This window comes from Streptomyces sp. NPDC031418, from assembly GCF_055581605.1.
Map to the genome: position 1 here is coordinate 58,630 of NZ_JBVIJC010000024.1, position 14,982 is coordinate 73,611.

The 14,982-nt window shown below is 71.9% G+C and carries 10 protein-coding genes; 2 read left to right on the forward strand and 8 right to left on the reverse strand.

Features of this window, described 5'->3' with window-relative positions; genetic code table 11:
• Positions 1-99 precede the first annotated feature (99 nt).
• On the reverse strand, positions 100-651 hold the full coding sequence (gene nrdR / locus ACZ5CZ_RS30660; protein WP_385840407.1) for a transcriptional regulator NrdR: 552 nt from the start codon (positions 649-651) through the stop codon (positions 100-102).
• A gap of 564 nt (positions 652-1,215) precedes the next feature.
• Here nrdR and lexA point away from each other — a divergent pair.
• A complete protein-coding gene (lexA, locus tag ACZ5CZ_RS30665; RefSeq protein WP_385840406.1) occupies positions 1,216-1,995 on the forward strand; it encodes a transcriptional repressor LexA in 780 nt (259 codons plus the stop codon).
• A gap of 154 nt (positions 1,996-2,149) precedes the next feature.
• Here lexA and ACZ5CZ_RS30670 read toward each other — a convergent pair whose 3' ends face one another.
• The 5 genes from ACZ5CZ_RS30670 to ACZ5CZ_RS30690 form a co-directional block, all read right to left on the reverse strand.
• Positions 2,150-4,123, reverse strand: coding sequence for an ATP-dependent DNA helicase (locus ACZ5CZ_RS30670; protein ID WP_468947546.1), 1,974 nt, complete (start codon positions 4,121-4,123; stop codon positions 2,150-2,152).
• Between the two features lie 221 nt (positions 4,124-4,344).
• On the reverse strand, positions 4,345-5,031 hold the full coding sequence (locus ACZ5CZ_RS30675; RefSeq protein ID WP_468947548.1) for a GNAT family N-acetyltransferase: 687 nt from the start codon (positions 5,029-5,031) through the stop codon (positions 4,345-4,347).
• A gap of 40 nt (positions 5,032-5,071) precedes the next feature.
• Positions 5,072-7,123 carry an IucA/IucC family protein gene (locus ACZ5CZ_RS30680; protein ID WP_468947549.1) on the reverse strand — a complete coding sequence of 684 codons (2,052 nt, stop codon included), beginning with the start codon at positions 7,121-7,123 and terminating at the stop codon, positions 5,072-5,074.
• Between the two features lie 167 nt (positions 7,124-7,290).
• Entirely contained in the window at positions 7,291-8,760 is a 1,470-nt protein-coding gene (locus ACZ5CZ_RS30685; RefSeq protein ID WP_468947551.1) for a diaminobutyrate--2-oxoglutarate transaminase family protein, read from the reverse strand.
• Positions 8,761-9,000: 240 nt separating this feature from the next.
• A complete protein-coding gene (locus ACZ5CZ_RS30690; RefSeq protein WP_468947553.1) occupies positions 9,001-10,020 on the reverse strand; it encodes an alpha/beta hydrolase in 1,020 nt (339 codons plus the stop codon).
• A gap of 466 nt (positions 10,021-10,486) precedes the next feature.
• On the opposite strand from ACZ5CZ_RS30690, the gene ACZ5CZ_RS30695 reads away from it, so the two are divergent.
• Complete coding sequence (locus ACZ5CZ_RS30695; RefSeq protein WP_385840397.1) at positions 10,487-11,710, forward strand: trypsin-like serine peptidase; 1,224 nt, start codon at positions 10,487-10,489, stop codon at positions 11,708-11,710.
• A gap of 69 nt (positions 11,711-11,779) precedes the next feature.
• On the opposite strand, the gene hflX is transcribed toward ACZ5CZ_RS30695, so the two are convergent.
• On the reverse strand, positions 11,780-13,270 hold the full coding sequence (gene hflX, locus ACZ5CZ_RS30700) for a GTPase HflX (protein WP_385840396.1): 1,491 nt from the start codon (positions 13,268-13,270) through the stop codon (positions 11,780-11,782).
• A gap of 171 nt (positions 13,271-13,441) precedes the next feature.
• On the reverse strand, positions 13,442-14,947 hold the full coding sequence (locus tag ACZ5CZ_RS30705) for a M1 family metallopeptidase (RefSeq protein ID WP_468947555.1): 1,506 nt from the start codon (positions 14,945-14,947) through the stop codon (positions 13,442-13,444).
• Between the last annotated feature and the right edge of the window lie 35 nt (positions 14,948-14,982).

Sequence of the window (14,982 nt, forward strand, 5' to 3'; positions counted from 1 at the left end):
TGTCTGTGTTGCGGGCACCCTCAGCTGCCACCCGCAACAGGTCTTCGGTCGCCGCCTCGCGGCCGGAACCCGGGTCTCCCCCGGCTTCCGGCCTGCCGGTCAGTCGGCGGCGTGCGCGGGCACGGGAACCGAAGTGGTCCCCGCGGGCCCGCGATCGTCTTCCTGGCTCCCCGTGTCCGCGTCTTCCTCGTCCGCGGCGGGTCCTCGCGTCGCCTCCCTCAGCTCCGCGATGGCGGCCTCGAAGTCATCGAGCGAGTCGAACGCCCGGTAGACCGAGGCGAACCGCAGATAGGCGACGAGGTCCAGCTCCTGCAACGGGCCGAGTATGGCCAGCCCCACATCGTGGGTGGTCAGCTCGGCGCTCCCGGTGGCCCGCACCGCCTCCTCGACCCGCTGGCCGAGCTGGGCGAGCGCGTCCTCGGTGACAGGCCGTCCCTGGCATGCCTTGCGCACACCATTGATGATCTTGGTGCGACTGAAAGGCTCGGTGACTCCGGACCGCTTGACCACCATGAGCGAGCACGTCTCCACGGTCGTGAAACGACGGGAGCAGTCGGGGCACTGGCGGCGCCTGCGGATCGACGTGCCGTCGTCGGTCGTACGGCTGTCGACCACGCGGCTGTCGGGGTGCCTGCAGAAGGGGCAGTGCATGTTCTCCAACCCTCCTCACAGCAGACTCAAGAGCCCCACTGGACCCAAAGGCCCCGCGAAGCAGCCCTAAGCATAGGCGATCGCGGGCCCGACTCAGACCGGGGGGACCACAATTTGTGGGCCGCGGTAGCCATCCAACCACTAGATGTGGGGATCAACTCATTCAGCGAGGCCGGCGCGCGTGTCGCGGTGAGGCGGCCGGTCGCGGCTGCCGGCGGCGGCGCGCCGGACACGCGGTCGCAGAGCCGTGCCGCTGTGGCGCTTGCGGAGATAGCGTGGGCGCCGCACGGAGGAGCCGTAGGACTCCGGCACAGAAGAGGGCCCGGATCCGGGCGGACCGGAGTCCGGATGGCAGACTGGGCAAGCGGCCCACGAGGCCACCCACCCCGGCGGTGAAGAGTACAACAATGCACGCTTTTGTCCGCCAGGCATCGCGTTGGCCATTACACCCAGACACATGATCACGTCAGGTGAAACGCACTTTTTCACTCGAACGTGTGTTTGGCGCAACCTTTCGAAAGCATCTACCGTTGTGCAGCAGGGAGACCATCGAGAGGGGCCGACGTGACCACGACCGCAGACAGTGCCACCATCACCGCCCAGGACCGCTCCCAGGGCCGAGTCGAGCCGGTACACGCGATGAACGAAGCCATGAATCCCGAGGTGCACAAGCGCTCTCTGCCGGGCCGACCTCCAGGGATCCGGGCGGACAGCTCGGGGCTCACCGACCGGCAGCGCCGGGTGATCGAGGTCATCAGGGACTCCGTGCAGCGTCGGGGCTACCCGCCGTCGATGCGTGAGATCGGCCAGGCCGTGGGGCTCTCCAGCACCTCCTCGGTCGCGCACCAGCTGATGGCGCTCGAGCGAAAGGGCTTCCTGCGCCGCGACCCGCACCGCCCGCGCGCGTACGAGGTGCGCGGTTCGGACCAGGCCGTCACCGTGCAGCCCACGGACACCGCCGGCAAGCCCGCCGCGTCGTACGTCCCGCTGGTCGGCCGTATCGCGGCCGGTGGCCCGATCCTCGCGGAGGAGTCCGTCGAGGACGTCTTCCCTCTCCCCCGCCAGCTCGTCGGTGACGGCGAACTGTTCGTCCTCAAGGTCGTCGGCGACTCCATGATCGAAGCCGCCATCTGCGACGGCGACTGGGTCACGGTCCGCCGTCAGCCGGTCGCGGAGAACGGCGACATCGTGGCCGCCATGCTCGACGGCGAGGCCACCGTGAAGCGCTTCAAGCGCGAGGACGGCCATGTCTGGCTCCTCCCGCACAACTCGGCCTACGAGCCGATCCCCGGTGACGACGCGACCATCCTCGGCAAGGTCGTCGCCGTGCTGCGCCGCGTGTGACAGCCGCGGCGGGCGGGCCGGCCGGCTCGCTCCCTGACCGGGCCCCGGGACCCCTGCGCCGGTTCCGGGGTCCTGCGTTTCACCCCACCCGACGGGCCGGTCCCGCACCTCTCCGGGGGTGGTCCGACCATCACCGGTCGGACCACCCCCGGACTCACTTCTCCGCCGCCTTCGCCGCCGCGTCGATGGCAGCCAGCGACTTGCGGACCTGGTTACGGTCCGTGGTGTACCAGAAGTCGGGCAGCGACGCCTTGAGATAGCCGCCGTACCGCGCGGTCGCCAGCCGCTGGTCCAGTACGGCGACCACGCCCCGGTCGCCCGACGCGCGTACGAGACGGCCGGCGCCCTGGGCCATCAGCAGGGCCGCATGGGTCGCGGCCACCGCTATGAAGCCGTTGCCGCCCGCGTCCTCGACCGCCTTCTGCCGGGCGCTCATCAGTGGATCGTCGGGCCGCGGGAACGGGATCTTGTCCATGACCACCAGCTGACAGCTGGGGCCCGGCACGTCCACGCCCTGCCAGAGGGACAGCGTGCCGAAGAGACAGGTCTTCGGATCCGCGGAGAAGTTCTTGATCAGTTCGCCGAGCGTCTCCTCGCCCTGGAGCAGGATCGGGAACTCCGGGATCCGCGAGCGTAGTTCCTCGGCGGCGAGCTGGGCGGCCCGCATCGACGAGAAGAGCCCGAGAGTGCGTCCGCCGGCCGCCTGGATCAACTCGGTCAGCTCGTCCAGCATGTCCGTGCGCTCGCCGTCACGGGCGGGGCGCGCCAGGTGCTTGGCGACGTACAGGATGCCCTGCTTGCGGTAGTCGAAGGGCGAGCCGACGTCGATGCCCTTCCACTTGGGCAGATCATCGCCCTCCGCCCCCTCGGGACCGAGGCCGAGCGAGGCCCCGACGCCGTTGAAGTCGCCGCCCAGCTTGAGCGTCGCCGAGGCGAGGATCACGGCACGGTCCGCGAACAGCTTCTCCCTGAGCAGGCCCGAGACCGACATGGGGGCGACGCGCAGGGAGGCGCCGAAGCGGTCGTGCCGCTCGTACCAGACGACGTCCCACTCCGAGCCGTTCAGCACACGCTCGGCCACGTCGTGCACCGTCTCCACGGAGGCCAGCGCCTGCTTGCGGACGGCGTCCTCGTCCTGGACGGACTTGTCGCGCGTGGCGCCCATCGCGGAGATCACCGTACGGGCGGCGTCCCGCAGCGCCATCAGGGCGTAGCCGAGGTCCTCCGTGATCTCCTCCAGACGGCCGGGCAAGGCCAGCTCCATGAGCCGCTCGAAGCCCTCGGCGGCGGTCTGGAGCTGGTCGGCGGCCTTCTCGTTGACGAGCTTGGCCGCGCGGCGCACGGCCCGGTTGACCTGGCCGGGGGTCAGCTCACCGGTGGCGACGCCGGTCACCCGCGAGACGAGTTCGTGCGCCTCGTCCACGATCAGCACCTCGTGCTGGGGCAGCACCGGCGCGCCCTCGATGGCGTCGATGGCCAGCAGTGCGTGGTTCGTCACCACGACCTCGGCGAGCTTGGCACGCTCCCGGGCCATCTCCGCGAAGCACTCGGCGCCGTACGCGCACTTCGTCGCGCCCAGGCACTCCCGCGACGACACCGACACCTGCGCCCAGGCGCGGTCCGAGACACCGGGGGTGAGGTCGTCCCGGTCGCCGCTCTCCGTCTCGTCCGCCCAGTCCCGCAGCCGCAGCAGGTCCTGGCCCAGCTTGCTGGTGGGGGCTGCGGCCTCGAACTGGTCGAAGAGGCCGTCCTCCTCGTCCTGCGGCACGCCCTCGTGGAGCCGGTGCAGGCAGAGGTAGTTGGAGCGGCCCTTGAGCATCGCGAACTCGGGACGGCGGCGCAGCAGCGGATGCAGGGCGTCGACGGTGCGCGGCAGGTCACGCTCCACGAGCTGACGCTGCAAGGCGAGGGTGGCCGTCGCGACCACCACCCGTTCTCCCTGCGCGAGCGCGGGCACGAGATAGCCCAGCGACTTTCCGGTGCCGGTGCCGGCCTGCACCAGCAGATGAGATCCGTCATCGATCGCCTCGGCGACCGATTCGGCCATGGTCACCTGGCCGGGGCGCTCCGTGCCGCCGACGGCTGTGACAGCGGCATGCAGGAGTTCGGAGAGTGGGGGCTTCGTCATAGCCCGACCACCCTACGGCCCGGCACTGACAAACGGGGGATCCCCGAGGGGACGGGGGACGCGATCACTGACCGGCTCCTGGGGGGACGGTGGGGAGGAGGGGTGGGGCGAGGGATGGGTGGCGAGGGTGAGGCGGGGGTCGGCTCGGGCCGGAAATTCTTCGGAGATGTTCGGGATCCCGGGAACCCGCCGGGATCGCCGTTCGTACTACGTGTGACGGATCAATCACTGACCGCTACGACGGTACGGCGAGGGGGCCGGTCCCGGTCACGCATCACGAGCGCGGCCCGCTTCCCGGGCAGGTCGAGCTCGGCGGCGATACGGAATCCCGCGCTCACGAACGCGGAGACGGAGGGGGTGTTGCGAAGATCGGGTTCCGCCACGACCCGTGCGCATGCGGGGCGCCGGTCGAGGACGAGGTCGGCCACTGCTCGGATCAGGGCTGTCCCCAGTCCCCGGCCCCGGTCGGCCACTTCGCCCAGGAGCAGGTGGATGCCGGTGTCCTGGGGAAGAGCCGGATAGTGGCGGGCCAGGGGGTCGAGATCGGCCCGGTAGATCTCCCAGTAGCTCATGGGGGTGCCGTCCAGGAGCCCCAGGCACGGCACGCTGCGTCCGTCGCCGTCGAGTTGCGCACGCAGGTGGACTGCCGTGCGGTGCGGGGCACCGGCCAGCTCCCAGAACTGCGCCACCGCGGGGTCGTTCATCCAGCGGTGGATGAGCGGCAGGTCGAGGTCGACGCGTACGGGGGCCAGCCGGAAGGAGCCTGCGGGAGTGGGCGTCGGCCCCCATGCGGAGAGGTGGTCGAGGAGTCCGGCTGCCTCGTCGGCGGCAGGGGCGACGGGCTCGGCGGGAGGGAGGGAGGCGGCACCGGGGCTCGCGTCGGTGGGGCTCGCTTCGGGGGGCGGCATGGGGACTCCTCTCGGCGGCGGCGTCGGCGGCGTCGGCGGTTCAGGAATGGAGGGGGTTGGCGATGGTGACGTAGACGGACTGGGTGTCGACCGGACCGACGAGTTCGTCCAGACCGTGCAGCCGGGTCAGCAGGTTGGCCTTGCAGCGCAGGACCGGTGATTCGAGCAGGACGGCGGGCAGGGAGGTGCGCAGCGGATCGGGCCCCGAGACGAGGTCGGTGAGGAAGCGGCGGAAGGCGGCGAGGAGCAGGCGCTCGTCGGCGAGGCGCTGGGAGCCGAAGGCGCCGATCAGACCCAGCACGTTGTTGATGCCGAGGTAGTAGGCGAAGCGCTCGTCGGTGACCTCGTCGGAGACGAAGGTGTCGCTGTGGTCGCCGATACCGGGCAGCCGGGTGGCGAGTTCGGCGCGGCGGGACTCGCGGAAGTAGTAGCCCTGGTTGTCGCGGTAGCGGCCGCCGGTGGGCCAGCCGTCGGCGTCCAGCAGCACCAGGGTGTTCTGCTGATGGGCTTCGAGCGCGACGCCGGCCTCGCCGTCCAGCCAGAGCACGGGGCGGACCACGTGCTCCAGATAGCGCAGGAACCACTCCGCGGCGACGGCTCCGACGGGCCGGCCGGTGCGCGCGGCGAGCCGCGTCGTGGCCCGGGCGAGCCTGGACCGCATGTGCCAGGGGGCCTGCTGCGGTGGCGCGGTGTCGGCTGCACCGGCGAGAGGACGGGGGGAGACGAGTCCGGCGAGGCATCCGGCGTCGTCGCTCGGGCGGAAGGGGTTGTGCCTGATCATCACGGAGAGACCGGGCACGGGAAGACCGTCCTGCCCGTCGACGTCGAGCCAGGCCGGGTCGCGGACGATGTCGAAGCCCGGGTGTGCGGCCTGCCACTCCTGGAACAGACCGGCGCGCAGCAGTCGGTGCACCTCGACTCCGCGGTGGAGTTCCTTGCGCAGGTTCTCCCGGCGGGAGTTGGTGATGCGCAGCCCCAGCGACAGCTTGAGCATCGCGGAGGCGTCGGACCGGTGGACCGTGCGCACGGAGGAGGTGGGGTGCCAGGCGGGGCCGTGCGGGCCCAGGTCCCGCAGGAGCCCGGAGTCGAGCAGGGCCGCGACGGCTTCCCGGTGCCGTACCTCGCGCGCCTGCCAGGGGTGCAGCGGCAGGGCGGCGTACCCGTCCGGGAGAGGCAGCTCGGTTCCGGCGAGACGGCGGGTGAGGTGGTCGGCGGGTACGGGACGACCGCGCTCGGTCCAGGCGGAGTCGGCGGCGAGCAGGGAGGGGGCGACAGCCAGCCAGTGCAGGGGGAAGGAGCCACGCAACTCCGGTGAGTAGAGCCGCTCTTCCGATGCGGTCAGACCGTCCCGGCTCTTGGGGGTCGGATGCAGGGGGTGGCCGAGGAGGAGGGCCTGTTCGGCGCTGAGGAAGAGGCCGGGGGTGTCGGTGGGGTGTGCACGCCGGTCACGGATGAAGGTGGCCGTGCGGCGGAGGGAGTCGGCCACTCTGGCCACGAGATCGCCGTGGTCACCGACTTCGCCGTGGCGGGAGGCGGCGGGATGGGCGGCGCCGGGCGGGTCGGCGGGGGTGGTCTCCCTGGCGAGGAGTGCGGCGAGGGTGACGGCGTCGACGGGCGGGGCGGTCTCCGGGGCGTCGGCGAAACGGGGGGCGCCGAAGCGGTGCCAGCCCGTCGGGGACCAGTGGCGGACGGGGACGAGCAGGGAGGTGGCACTGGCGGGCAGCGGGATGTGGAGGGCGTGGGTCGCGGGTGCAGGGAGGTCGGTCTCGCGTACCCAGCAGCGCAGAAGGTTCTCCACGGCGGCGGCCTGGGCCGCGATGAGGGGATCGGGGTGGTCGAGCGGGTCGGCGGCGGGGTCTGCGAGCCGTGGGGGCTCGGGCGGGTGCCGCGGATGGGGCGGGACCGGTTCGGCGGCGGTGGCTGCGCGCCGCGCGGGCTCGGGAAGGTGCCGCGGGTGCGGCGGGACCGGCTCGGCGGCCGGGGATGACGGACGGGCGGGCTCGGGCTGTGGGGGTTGGAGGGGTTCTGCGAGGGGAGCCGGGGCGGTGCTGGTGTCGGGGCGGCCGCCGGGAGTGGGGGTGGGGGTGTTCATGACGGCTCCTGGGGCTGTGGGCGACCGCTCGCTCGCCGGTCCCCGATGACCGGTGACCGGGGTGAGCGGTCGTGCGGGCGGTGGACGGCGGGGAGTGGCCTGAGTGGCCGGTAGGGAGGGGAGTTGGGATGTACGGGGGATACGGGCGGGTGGGACGGGTGACGGGTTCAACCGGTGCGCTGGGCCGGGCCCTGGTGGCGTGGGTGATCGGGGCCGTGGCGCTCATGGTCGCGCGCTGCCGCTGCCACCGCGTCGGTCAGGCGGTCCAGGACGGCTTCCGCCTGCTCGTCACTGATCGTCAAGGGGGGAAGCAGCCGGACCACGGCGGCGTGACGGCCGCCCAGCTCGACGATGAGCCCCCGCCGGAGGCACTCACGCTGGACCGCCGTGGCGAGTTCGGGGGCGGCGGGTCGCGGAGTGCGGACGGCGGTGGGCTCCGGGTGGGCCGGTGTGGAGGGCATCGGGAGGCTGTCATCGGCCGGGGGTGCTTCGGCGAGGCCGGCGCCTTCCCGCTCCGGGTCCACCATTTCGACCCCCATCATCAGTCCGCGCCCGCGTACCTCTCCGACGCATGGGAAGGCACCGAGGTCGCGCCGGAGTCGGGTGAGCATGCGGGAGCCGAGGTCGGCGGCTCGTGCGGCGAGGCCGTTCGCACGGACATGGGCGAGGGTGGCGGTACCGGCGGCCATGGCGAGCTGGTTGCCGCGGAAGGTGCCCGCGTGGGCGCCGGGTTGCCAGACGTCGAGGTCGTCGCGGTAGACGATCACGGCCAGCGGGAGGCTGCCGCCGATGGCCTTGGACAGGACCATGACGTCGGGCGTGATGCCGCTGTGGTCGACGGCCCAGAAGGCACCGGTCCTGCCGACGCCGGTCTGCACCTCGTCGACGATCAGCGGGACCGACCGGTCCACCGTCAACCGGCGCATCCGGCGCATCCAGTCGTCCGGCGCGGGGATCACCCCGCCTTCGCCCTGGACGGGTTCCAGGATCATGCCGGCGGGCAGCGGGACGCCCGACTTGGGATCGTCCAGCAGCGACTCCGTCCAGCGGACGCCGAGCTCGGCACCGCGCGGACCGCCGATGCCGAACGGACAGCGGTAGTCCTGCGGATAGGGCAGTCGGGTGACCTGGACGTCGCGGGCACCACCGGAGGCGGCCAGGGCACCGGCGGTCATTCCGTGGTAGGCGCCGGTGAAGGCGAGGAGGCCGGTGCGGCCGGTGGCGGCGCGGACCAGTTTCAGAGCGGCCTCGACGGCGTCGGTGCCGGCCGGTCCGCAGAACTGGACGCGGGCCCGGGCGGCGAGGGCAGGCGGCAGTGTGCGGAACAGCTCGGTGACGAAGGCGTCCTTGACGGGGGTCGCGAGGTCGAGGACGGAGAGCGGGGCACCGGAGTCGAGGACACCGCGGACGGCTTCGAGCACGACGGGGTGGTTGTGGCCGAGGGCGAGCGCGCCGGCGCCGGAGAGGCAGTCCAGGTAGCGGCGGCCGTCGGCGCCCTCGATGGTGAGTCCCCGGGCCCGGACCGGGACGATGGGCAGCGCCCGGGCATAGGTGCGCGCCGAGGACTCGCGCGCCGACTGCCGTCTGAGGATCCCCTCGTGCACGGCGCGCCGTTCCCTGTCTGTGCCTTCAGCCATCGGCTCCGTCACGGCCACGGTGGGCTGTCCTCCCCGCTGTTCGGAGGCGAGTTGATGAGCGGGGAGCGGCTTCGCCGGCACGCCCCCACCGCCTACAACCGCGGACCGTGCGGCGGGTTACGGGTCATGCCGGGTTCGTTGCCGTGCCGAAAGCGCCGCTGGAATCACCGTGGGAACCGCCGCTGGGATGGCCGTTGGGGTCGCCGCCCGGCGCGACGGCGGAATGCGGCGCCGCGGCCGTCAGCGCTGCTCGGCCAAACCCCGCTCGGCCATGCCCCGCTCGGCCATCCCCCGCTCATCGACCTCCAGTTCCACGGCACCCGCTCCGACCGTCTCCCGTTCCGCGGCCCCCGCTCCAGCCGTCTCCTGCTCCTGCCGGCCGCGGCATTCCTCGAGGAAGGCGAGGACGGACCGGTGGTGGCGGTGGGCCGCGTGTCCGAGGCTGATGTTGTGGCCGGCGCCCGCCTCATGCCGGACGCGCACCAGTGGAGCGGTGAGGGGTGCGGTCAGTTCGCGCACGGCGTCGGGGTCGCAGGCCCAGAAGCGCTCGTGCTCGGCGAAGGTGAAGCGCACCGGCACCCGGATGGCGGCGGCCAGCCCGGCATAGGCGCGGGGCCAGTCCCGGACGGACTCGGCCTCCCGGGGCGGGAACGGGCCGACGACCTTCCGCGCCACCAGGAAGGTGCCCGAGGGATACAGCGACAGCGGGCCCCAGTGCAGCCGGGAGTCGGGGATCCGTCCCGGGGAGGACAGCCGGTCCGGGGGCAGGGCCCAGCGGCCGCCGACACCCGACACATCGACCCCGATCAGCCGGTCGTCCGGCACTGCCGAGGCGGCCATGGTCAGGGCCAGCGTTCCCCCGAAGGAGTGGCCGACGAGAAAGCATCCGGCGCCCGACGGATGCTCGGCGGCATAGCCGCGCAGCGCTTCCCGGACGCAGGACGCCTGGTCGGCCAGGTCCATGCCCTCCGGCAGCAGGCCGGCCGAGGCGCCGTAGCCGGGGCGGTCGAGGGCGAGGGCGGCATATCCGGCCGCGGTCGCGAGCGACAGCAGGGAGGCGGACGGGTCCACATGCCCGTGGAAGTAGCCGGCTCCCATGCCTCCGCCGTGGAGGGCGACGAGCAGGGCACGCGGTTCTGTGCCGGTGGGCAGGGCGAGCAGCCCCGACAGCCGTACCGCGCCCGCGGTCAGCTCGATCTTCTCGACGGGGGGCGACGGAGGCGGGACGGATGCCGCCGGCGCCGGAGCGGTGTGTGACATCGGTGTCGTCTCCCTCTGTGTCGCCGGACGGTCCACAGGATGTCAGCCGTTCGGCCGAGTGGACGAGGGGCCCGGTGAGCGAGGGACGTCCTCGCCTCCGTGCCCTCCGGCGCGCCGTCGTTTCCCAGGGTGCCCCTCCCAAGGCACCCCGTGCGGGGTGGAAGGAGAGAGTTTCACGGTTCGTCAGCGTGTGCACCCCGGCGCGGCCATCCGGCGGATCCCCGGGGGGAGGGTCCGGCAACTCTCCCACGGGTCTCGGGATATGAGCCGGCTCCCTGGATACCGACCAGGTCAGACGGCTTGTAGCCGAACCGTTGCCGTTCCATCGGATGTCCCCCACAGGGAACGCATAAGGTGTGGTGCCGTTCCCAGAACGTCGTGGGACCGGTGGGTGAACTCTCCCTGGGTTCACCGCTGGTGCCCTCGATGAGCGCCGAGTCACTTCACCACACGGGGAGTCAAGAACATGCGATCCATACGGCCGTCGTCCACCGCTGGGCGAGGGAGGGGCCCGCGTCGCGCCTCCACGTCGCTGGCGGCGGTCGCCCTCGCCTCGGCGCTGGCGCTGACCGCCACCGGCTGCAACGGCGACGACCAAGCCGACGGCTCGCCGACCGCTTCCGCGACGGCGGCCGGCTCGGGCGACGGCAAGATCAAGATTCCGGACGACTTGAAGCAGAAGCTCAAGGAGCACGGGATCGACATCGACAAGTGGAAGAACGGCGCCTGGAAGAACTGGAACAGGCAGGACTGGCTGCGCGAGGCCAACGACTTCATCAACCCGATCATCAAGGGTCTGTGGGACCCGAACCGGATGCGCCACGCCAACGACCCGGACAAGGGTGTCGACAACAACGACATCTCCGGTGACCAGGGCGTGACGGACCCGACGCCGCAGCCGGTGAAGGCGCAGGCGGTCGCAGCGCCGTACCACACCAACGCGGCCCCGTTCGGCAAGCTGTTCTTCGACTCGCCCGAGGGCACCATGGTCTGCTCGGGCACGGTCGTGGAGGACCCGGCGCACCCGGGCAAGTCCAACCTCGTGTGGACGGCGGGCCACTGTGTGCACGCGGGCAAGAAGGGCGGCTGGTACCGCAACCTCGCCTTCGTGCCGTCGTACAACAACGCGGCCATGTCGACCGCCCAGCTGAACAAGGCCTCCCGCTCGCAGATCGCCCCGTACGGGGTCTGGTGGGCGGACGCGGCGCAGACCTCCCAGCAGTGGATCGACCAGGGCGGGGAGACCGGCGGCAACGGTGCCTCCTACGACTTCTCGGTCATCCATGTGACGCCGGAGCAGGGCAACAAGGGCAAGTCGCTGGAGGAGACGGTCGGCGGTGCGCTGCCGGTGAACTTCGACGCGCCGGCCGTGCCGAAGGTGCAGAGCATCAGCGCGGACGGTTACCCGGCGGCGCCTCCGTACGACGGTCAGCTGCTGTACCAGTGCAAGGACAAGCCCGGGCGGCTGTCGATCAACCAGTCCGACCCGACGATGTACCGCATCGGCTGCACGATGACCGGTGGTTCCTCCGGCGGTGGCTGGGTGGAGACGGGCTCGGACGGCAAGCCGGCGCTGGTGTCCAACACCTCCATCGGCCCGGTCAGCTCGGGCTGGCTCGCCGGTCCCCGGCTGGGTCCTGTGGCCAAGGGCGTGTACCAGGCGGTGAGCAAGAAGTTCGCCGGGCAGTGACGGTCTGAGACCGGTAGCCGGAAGGCCCGCCGCCCCCAGGGGGGTGGCGGGCCTTCGTCGTGCCGTGGGTCAGGCTGCGGAGACCGCCGTGTAGGGGGCGAGGTCCGCCGCCAGCTCCTCGTGCACCCGGACCTTGAGCAGGGTGCCCTCCGCGGTGTGCTCCTCGGAGATCACCTCGCCCTCGGTGTGGGCGCGGGCGACCAGCTTGCCGTGGGTGTACGGCACGAGAGCCTCGACCTCGACCGAGGGCCGGGGCAGCTCGTCGTCGATCAGGGCGAGCAGCGTGTCGATGCCCTGGCCGGTGCGGGCGGAGACCGCGAGGGAGCGCTTCTCGATCCTGAGCAGCCGCTGAAGGACCAACGGATCGGCCGCGTCCGCCTTGTTGATCACGACGATCTCGGGCACGTCGGTGGCCCCGACGTCCCGGATCACCTCGCGCACGGCGGCGAGCTGCTCCTCCGGGTTCGGGTGCGAGCCGTCCACCACGTGCAGGATCAGGTCGGAGTCGCCGACCTCCTCCATGGTGGAGCGGAACGCCTCGACCAGGTGGTGCGGCAGATGCCGGACGAAGCCGACGGTGTCCGCCAGCGTGTACAGGCGGCCGCTCGGGGTCTCCGCGCGGCGGACGGTCGGGTCCAGGGTCGCGAACAGGGCGTTCTCGACCAGGACGCCGGCGCCGGTGAGGCGGTTGAGCAGGGAGGACTTGCCGGCGTTGGTGTAGCCCGCGATGGCGACGGACGGCACCTTGTTGCGCCGGCGCTCCTGGCGCTTGACCTCGCGGCCGGTCTTCATGTCCGCGATCTCCCGGCGCATCTTCGCCATCTTCTCGCGGATCCGGCGCCGGTCCGTCTCGATCTTGGTCTCACCGGGGCCACGCGTGGCGAGGCCGCCGCGGCCACCACCCATCTGCCGGGACAGCGACTGACCCCAGCCGCGCAGCCGCGGCAGCATGTACTGCATCTGCGCGAGCGCGACCTGCGCCTTGCCCTCGCGGGACTTGGCGTGCTGGGCGAAGATGTCGAGGATCAGCGCCGTACGGTCGATGACCTTGACCTTGACGACGTCCTCCAGCTGGATCAGCTGGCCGGGGCTCAGCTCACCGTCGCAGATGACGGTGTCCGCGCCCGTCTCGAGGACGACGTCGCGCAGCTCGGCGGCCTTGCCGGAGCCGATGTAGGTGGCCGCGTCGGGCTTGTCGCGGCGCTGGATGACGCCGTCGAGCACGAGCGCGCCCGCGGTCTCGGCGAGGGCCGCCAGCTCCGCGAGGGAGTTGTCGGCGTCCTGCGCGGTGCCGGTGGTCCACACCCCGACGAGCACGACCCGCTCCAGGCGGAGCTGGCGGTACTCGACCTCGGTGACGTCCTCCAGCTCGGTGGAGAGGCCGGCCACGCGGCGCAGGGCCGCGCGCTCGGAGCGGTCGAACTGGTCGCCGTCCCGCTCGCCGTCGATCTCGTAGCTCCAGGCGACGTCCTCTTCCATCAGGGCATCGGCCCGAAGACCCTCGGGATAGGCGTGCGCGAGGCGCTTGGTGTCCTGGGAAGGGGAAGAAGAGGAGGTCATTTGATCCTTAAGTCGATGGAGAGTGCCGGAGTGCCGTGATGGCCTGGACACGGCGGTCGCGAGGGACCGCTCGTGTGGTGTCAACGTACGAGTACCCCGGGAGATTCCCGGGTCCCGCGTGTCGCGCCGACCGGAAGATGGTCGCACGAGGCGGCACGTCGCGTCACCGTGTTATCGCACGGTCCGCCGGGGAGCCGAGGTGGTCGGCGGCAGGGGCTTCCAGTCCGGGTGGCCGGGCATCGGCGGGGTCTTCGCGCCGTACAGCCAGTCCTTGAGGAAGCCGCTCAGGTCGCGGCCGGAGACGGTCGAGGCGAGCTGGACGAACTCGGCGGTGGTGGCGGTGGAGTCCCGGTGCTCCCGGACCCAGATCCGCTCCAGGCGCTCGAAGGCGGGCCGGCCGATCTTCTGGCGCAGCGCGTAGAGGACGAGCGCGGCGCCGTCGTACACGTTGGGCCGGAAGATGCCGATCTTCTGGCCGGGGGCGGGCGGCTTGGGCCGGGCGGGGGGTCCGCCGGCCTCGCGCCAGCGGTCGGAGGCGGCGTAGGCGGCCTTCATCCGGTCCACCATGGGCCGGTGCGCGGTCTCCTCCGCGTACAGCTCCTCGTACCAGGTGGCGTGGCCCTCGTTCAGCCAGACGTCGGACCAGGCGCGGGGGCTGACGCTGTCGCCGAACCACTGGTGGGACAGCTCGTGCACCATGATCGACTCGAGGTACCAGCGGGGGTAGCCGGGCTGGGTGAACAGGTTCTTCTCGAAGAGCGAGAGGGTCTGCGTCTCCAGTTCGAAGCCGGTGGAGGCCTGGGCCATGAGCACGCCGTACGTCTCGAAGGGGTACCGGCCGACCTTGCTCTCCAGCCAGGCGATCTGGTCGGGGGTCTTGGCGAGCCAGGGTTCCAGGGCCTTGCGGTCGGCGCTGGGCACGACATCGCGCACCGGCAGCCCGTGCGGGCCCTGGCGGTGCAGCACGGAGGAGCGGCCGATGGACACCTGGGCGAGTTCGGTGGCCATGGGGTGCTGGGTGCGGTAGCTCCAGGTGGTGGTGGGGCCGACCCGGTCCGCGCCGACGGGCAGGCCGTTGGCGACGGCTGTGTAGCCGTTCGGCGCGGTGACGTGGAAGGTGAACATCGCCTTGTCGGACGGGTGGTCGTTGCACGGGAAGACCAGGTGGGCGGCGTCGGCCTGGTTGGCCATGGCGAGCCCGTCGGAGGTGCGCACCCAGCCGCCGTCCTGGTCCGGGGCGGAGACGGGGTCGCTGCTGTGCCGCACGGTGATCCGGGTCCACTCGCCCTCGGCCAGCGGATGGTCGGGGGTGACCACCAGGTCGTCGCCGGCCCGGGTGAACGCGGCGGGGCGCCCGTCGACCTCGACCGAGCGCACCGTGCCGTGGGCGAAGTCGAGGTTGATGCGGTCCAGGTCGGCGGTGGTCCAGGCGTCGATGGTGGTGACGGCCTGGAGCGGCTTGTCGTTGGTGCCGGGATAGCTGAAGGACAGGTCGTACGACGCCACGTCGTAGCCCGGGTTCCCCAGGTACGGGTAGAGGCGGTCGCCGATGCCGAGCGGCTCGGGCGGGGCCGCGGCGGCGAGCAGGCAGACGGAGACGGCGGAGGCGAGCAGGGCCGCCGCCCTGCGGTGCCGGACGGTCCGGGTCCGGGGGCGGGAGCGGGGGGTGAGCAGCATGCATCACCGCTACCAGTACGCGCGCGTGCCGGGAC

What these genes read in the sequence shown, in the direction of transcription:
- nrdR (WP_385840407.1), bottom strand. Translation starts at nt 651, where the DNA reads ATGCACTGCCCCTTCTGCAGGCACCCCGACAGCCGCGTGGTCGACAGC.
- ACZ5CZ_RS30670 (WP_468947546.1), bottom strand. Translation starts at nt 4,123, where the DNA reads ATGACGAAGCCCCCACTCTCCGAACTCCTGCATGCCGCTGTCACAGCC.
- ACZ5CZ_RS30675 (WP_468947548.1), bottom strand. Translation starts at nt 5,031, where the DNA reads ATGCCGCCCCCCGAAGCGAGCCCCACCGACGCGAGCCCCGGTGCCGCC.
- ACZ5CZ_RS30680 (WP_468947549.1), bottom strand. Translation starts at nt 7,123, where the DNA reads ATGAACACCCCCACCCCCACTCCCGGCGGCCGCCCCGACACCAGCACC.
- ACZ5CZ_RS30685 (WP_468947551.1), bottom strand. Translation starts at nt 8,760, where the DNA reads ATGGCTGAAGGCACAGACAGGGAACGGCGCGCCGTGCACGAGGGGATC.
- ACZ5CZ_RS30690 (WP_468947553.1), bottom strand. Translation starts at nt 10,020, where the DNA reads ATGTCACACACCGCTCCGGCGCCGGCGGCATCCGTCCCGCCTCCGTCG.
- ACZ5CZ_RS30695 (WP_385840397.1), top strand. Translation starts at nt 10,487, where the DNA reads ATGCGATCCATACGGCCGTCGTCCACCGCTGGGCGAGGGAGGGGCCCG.
- hflX (WP_385840396.1), bottom strand. Translation starts at nt 13,270, where the DNA reads ATGACCTCCTCTTCTTCCCCTTCCCAGGACACCAAGCGCCTCGCGCAC.
- ACZ5CZ_RS30705 (WP_468947555.1), bottom strand. Translation starts at nt 14,947, where the DNA reads ATGCTGCTCACCCCCCGCTCCCGCCCCCGGACCCGGACCGTCCGGCAC.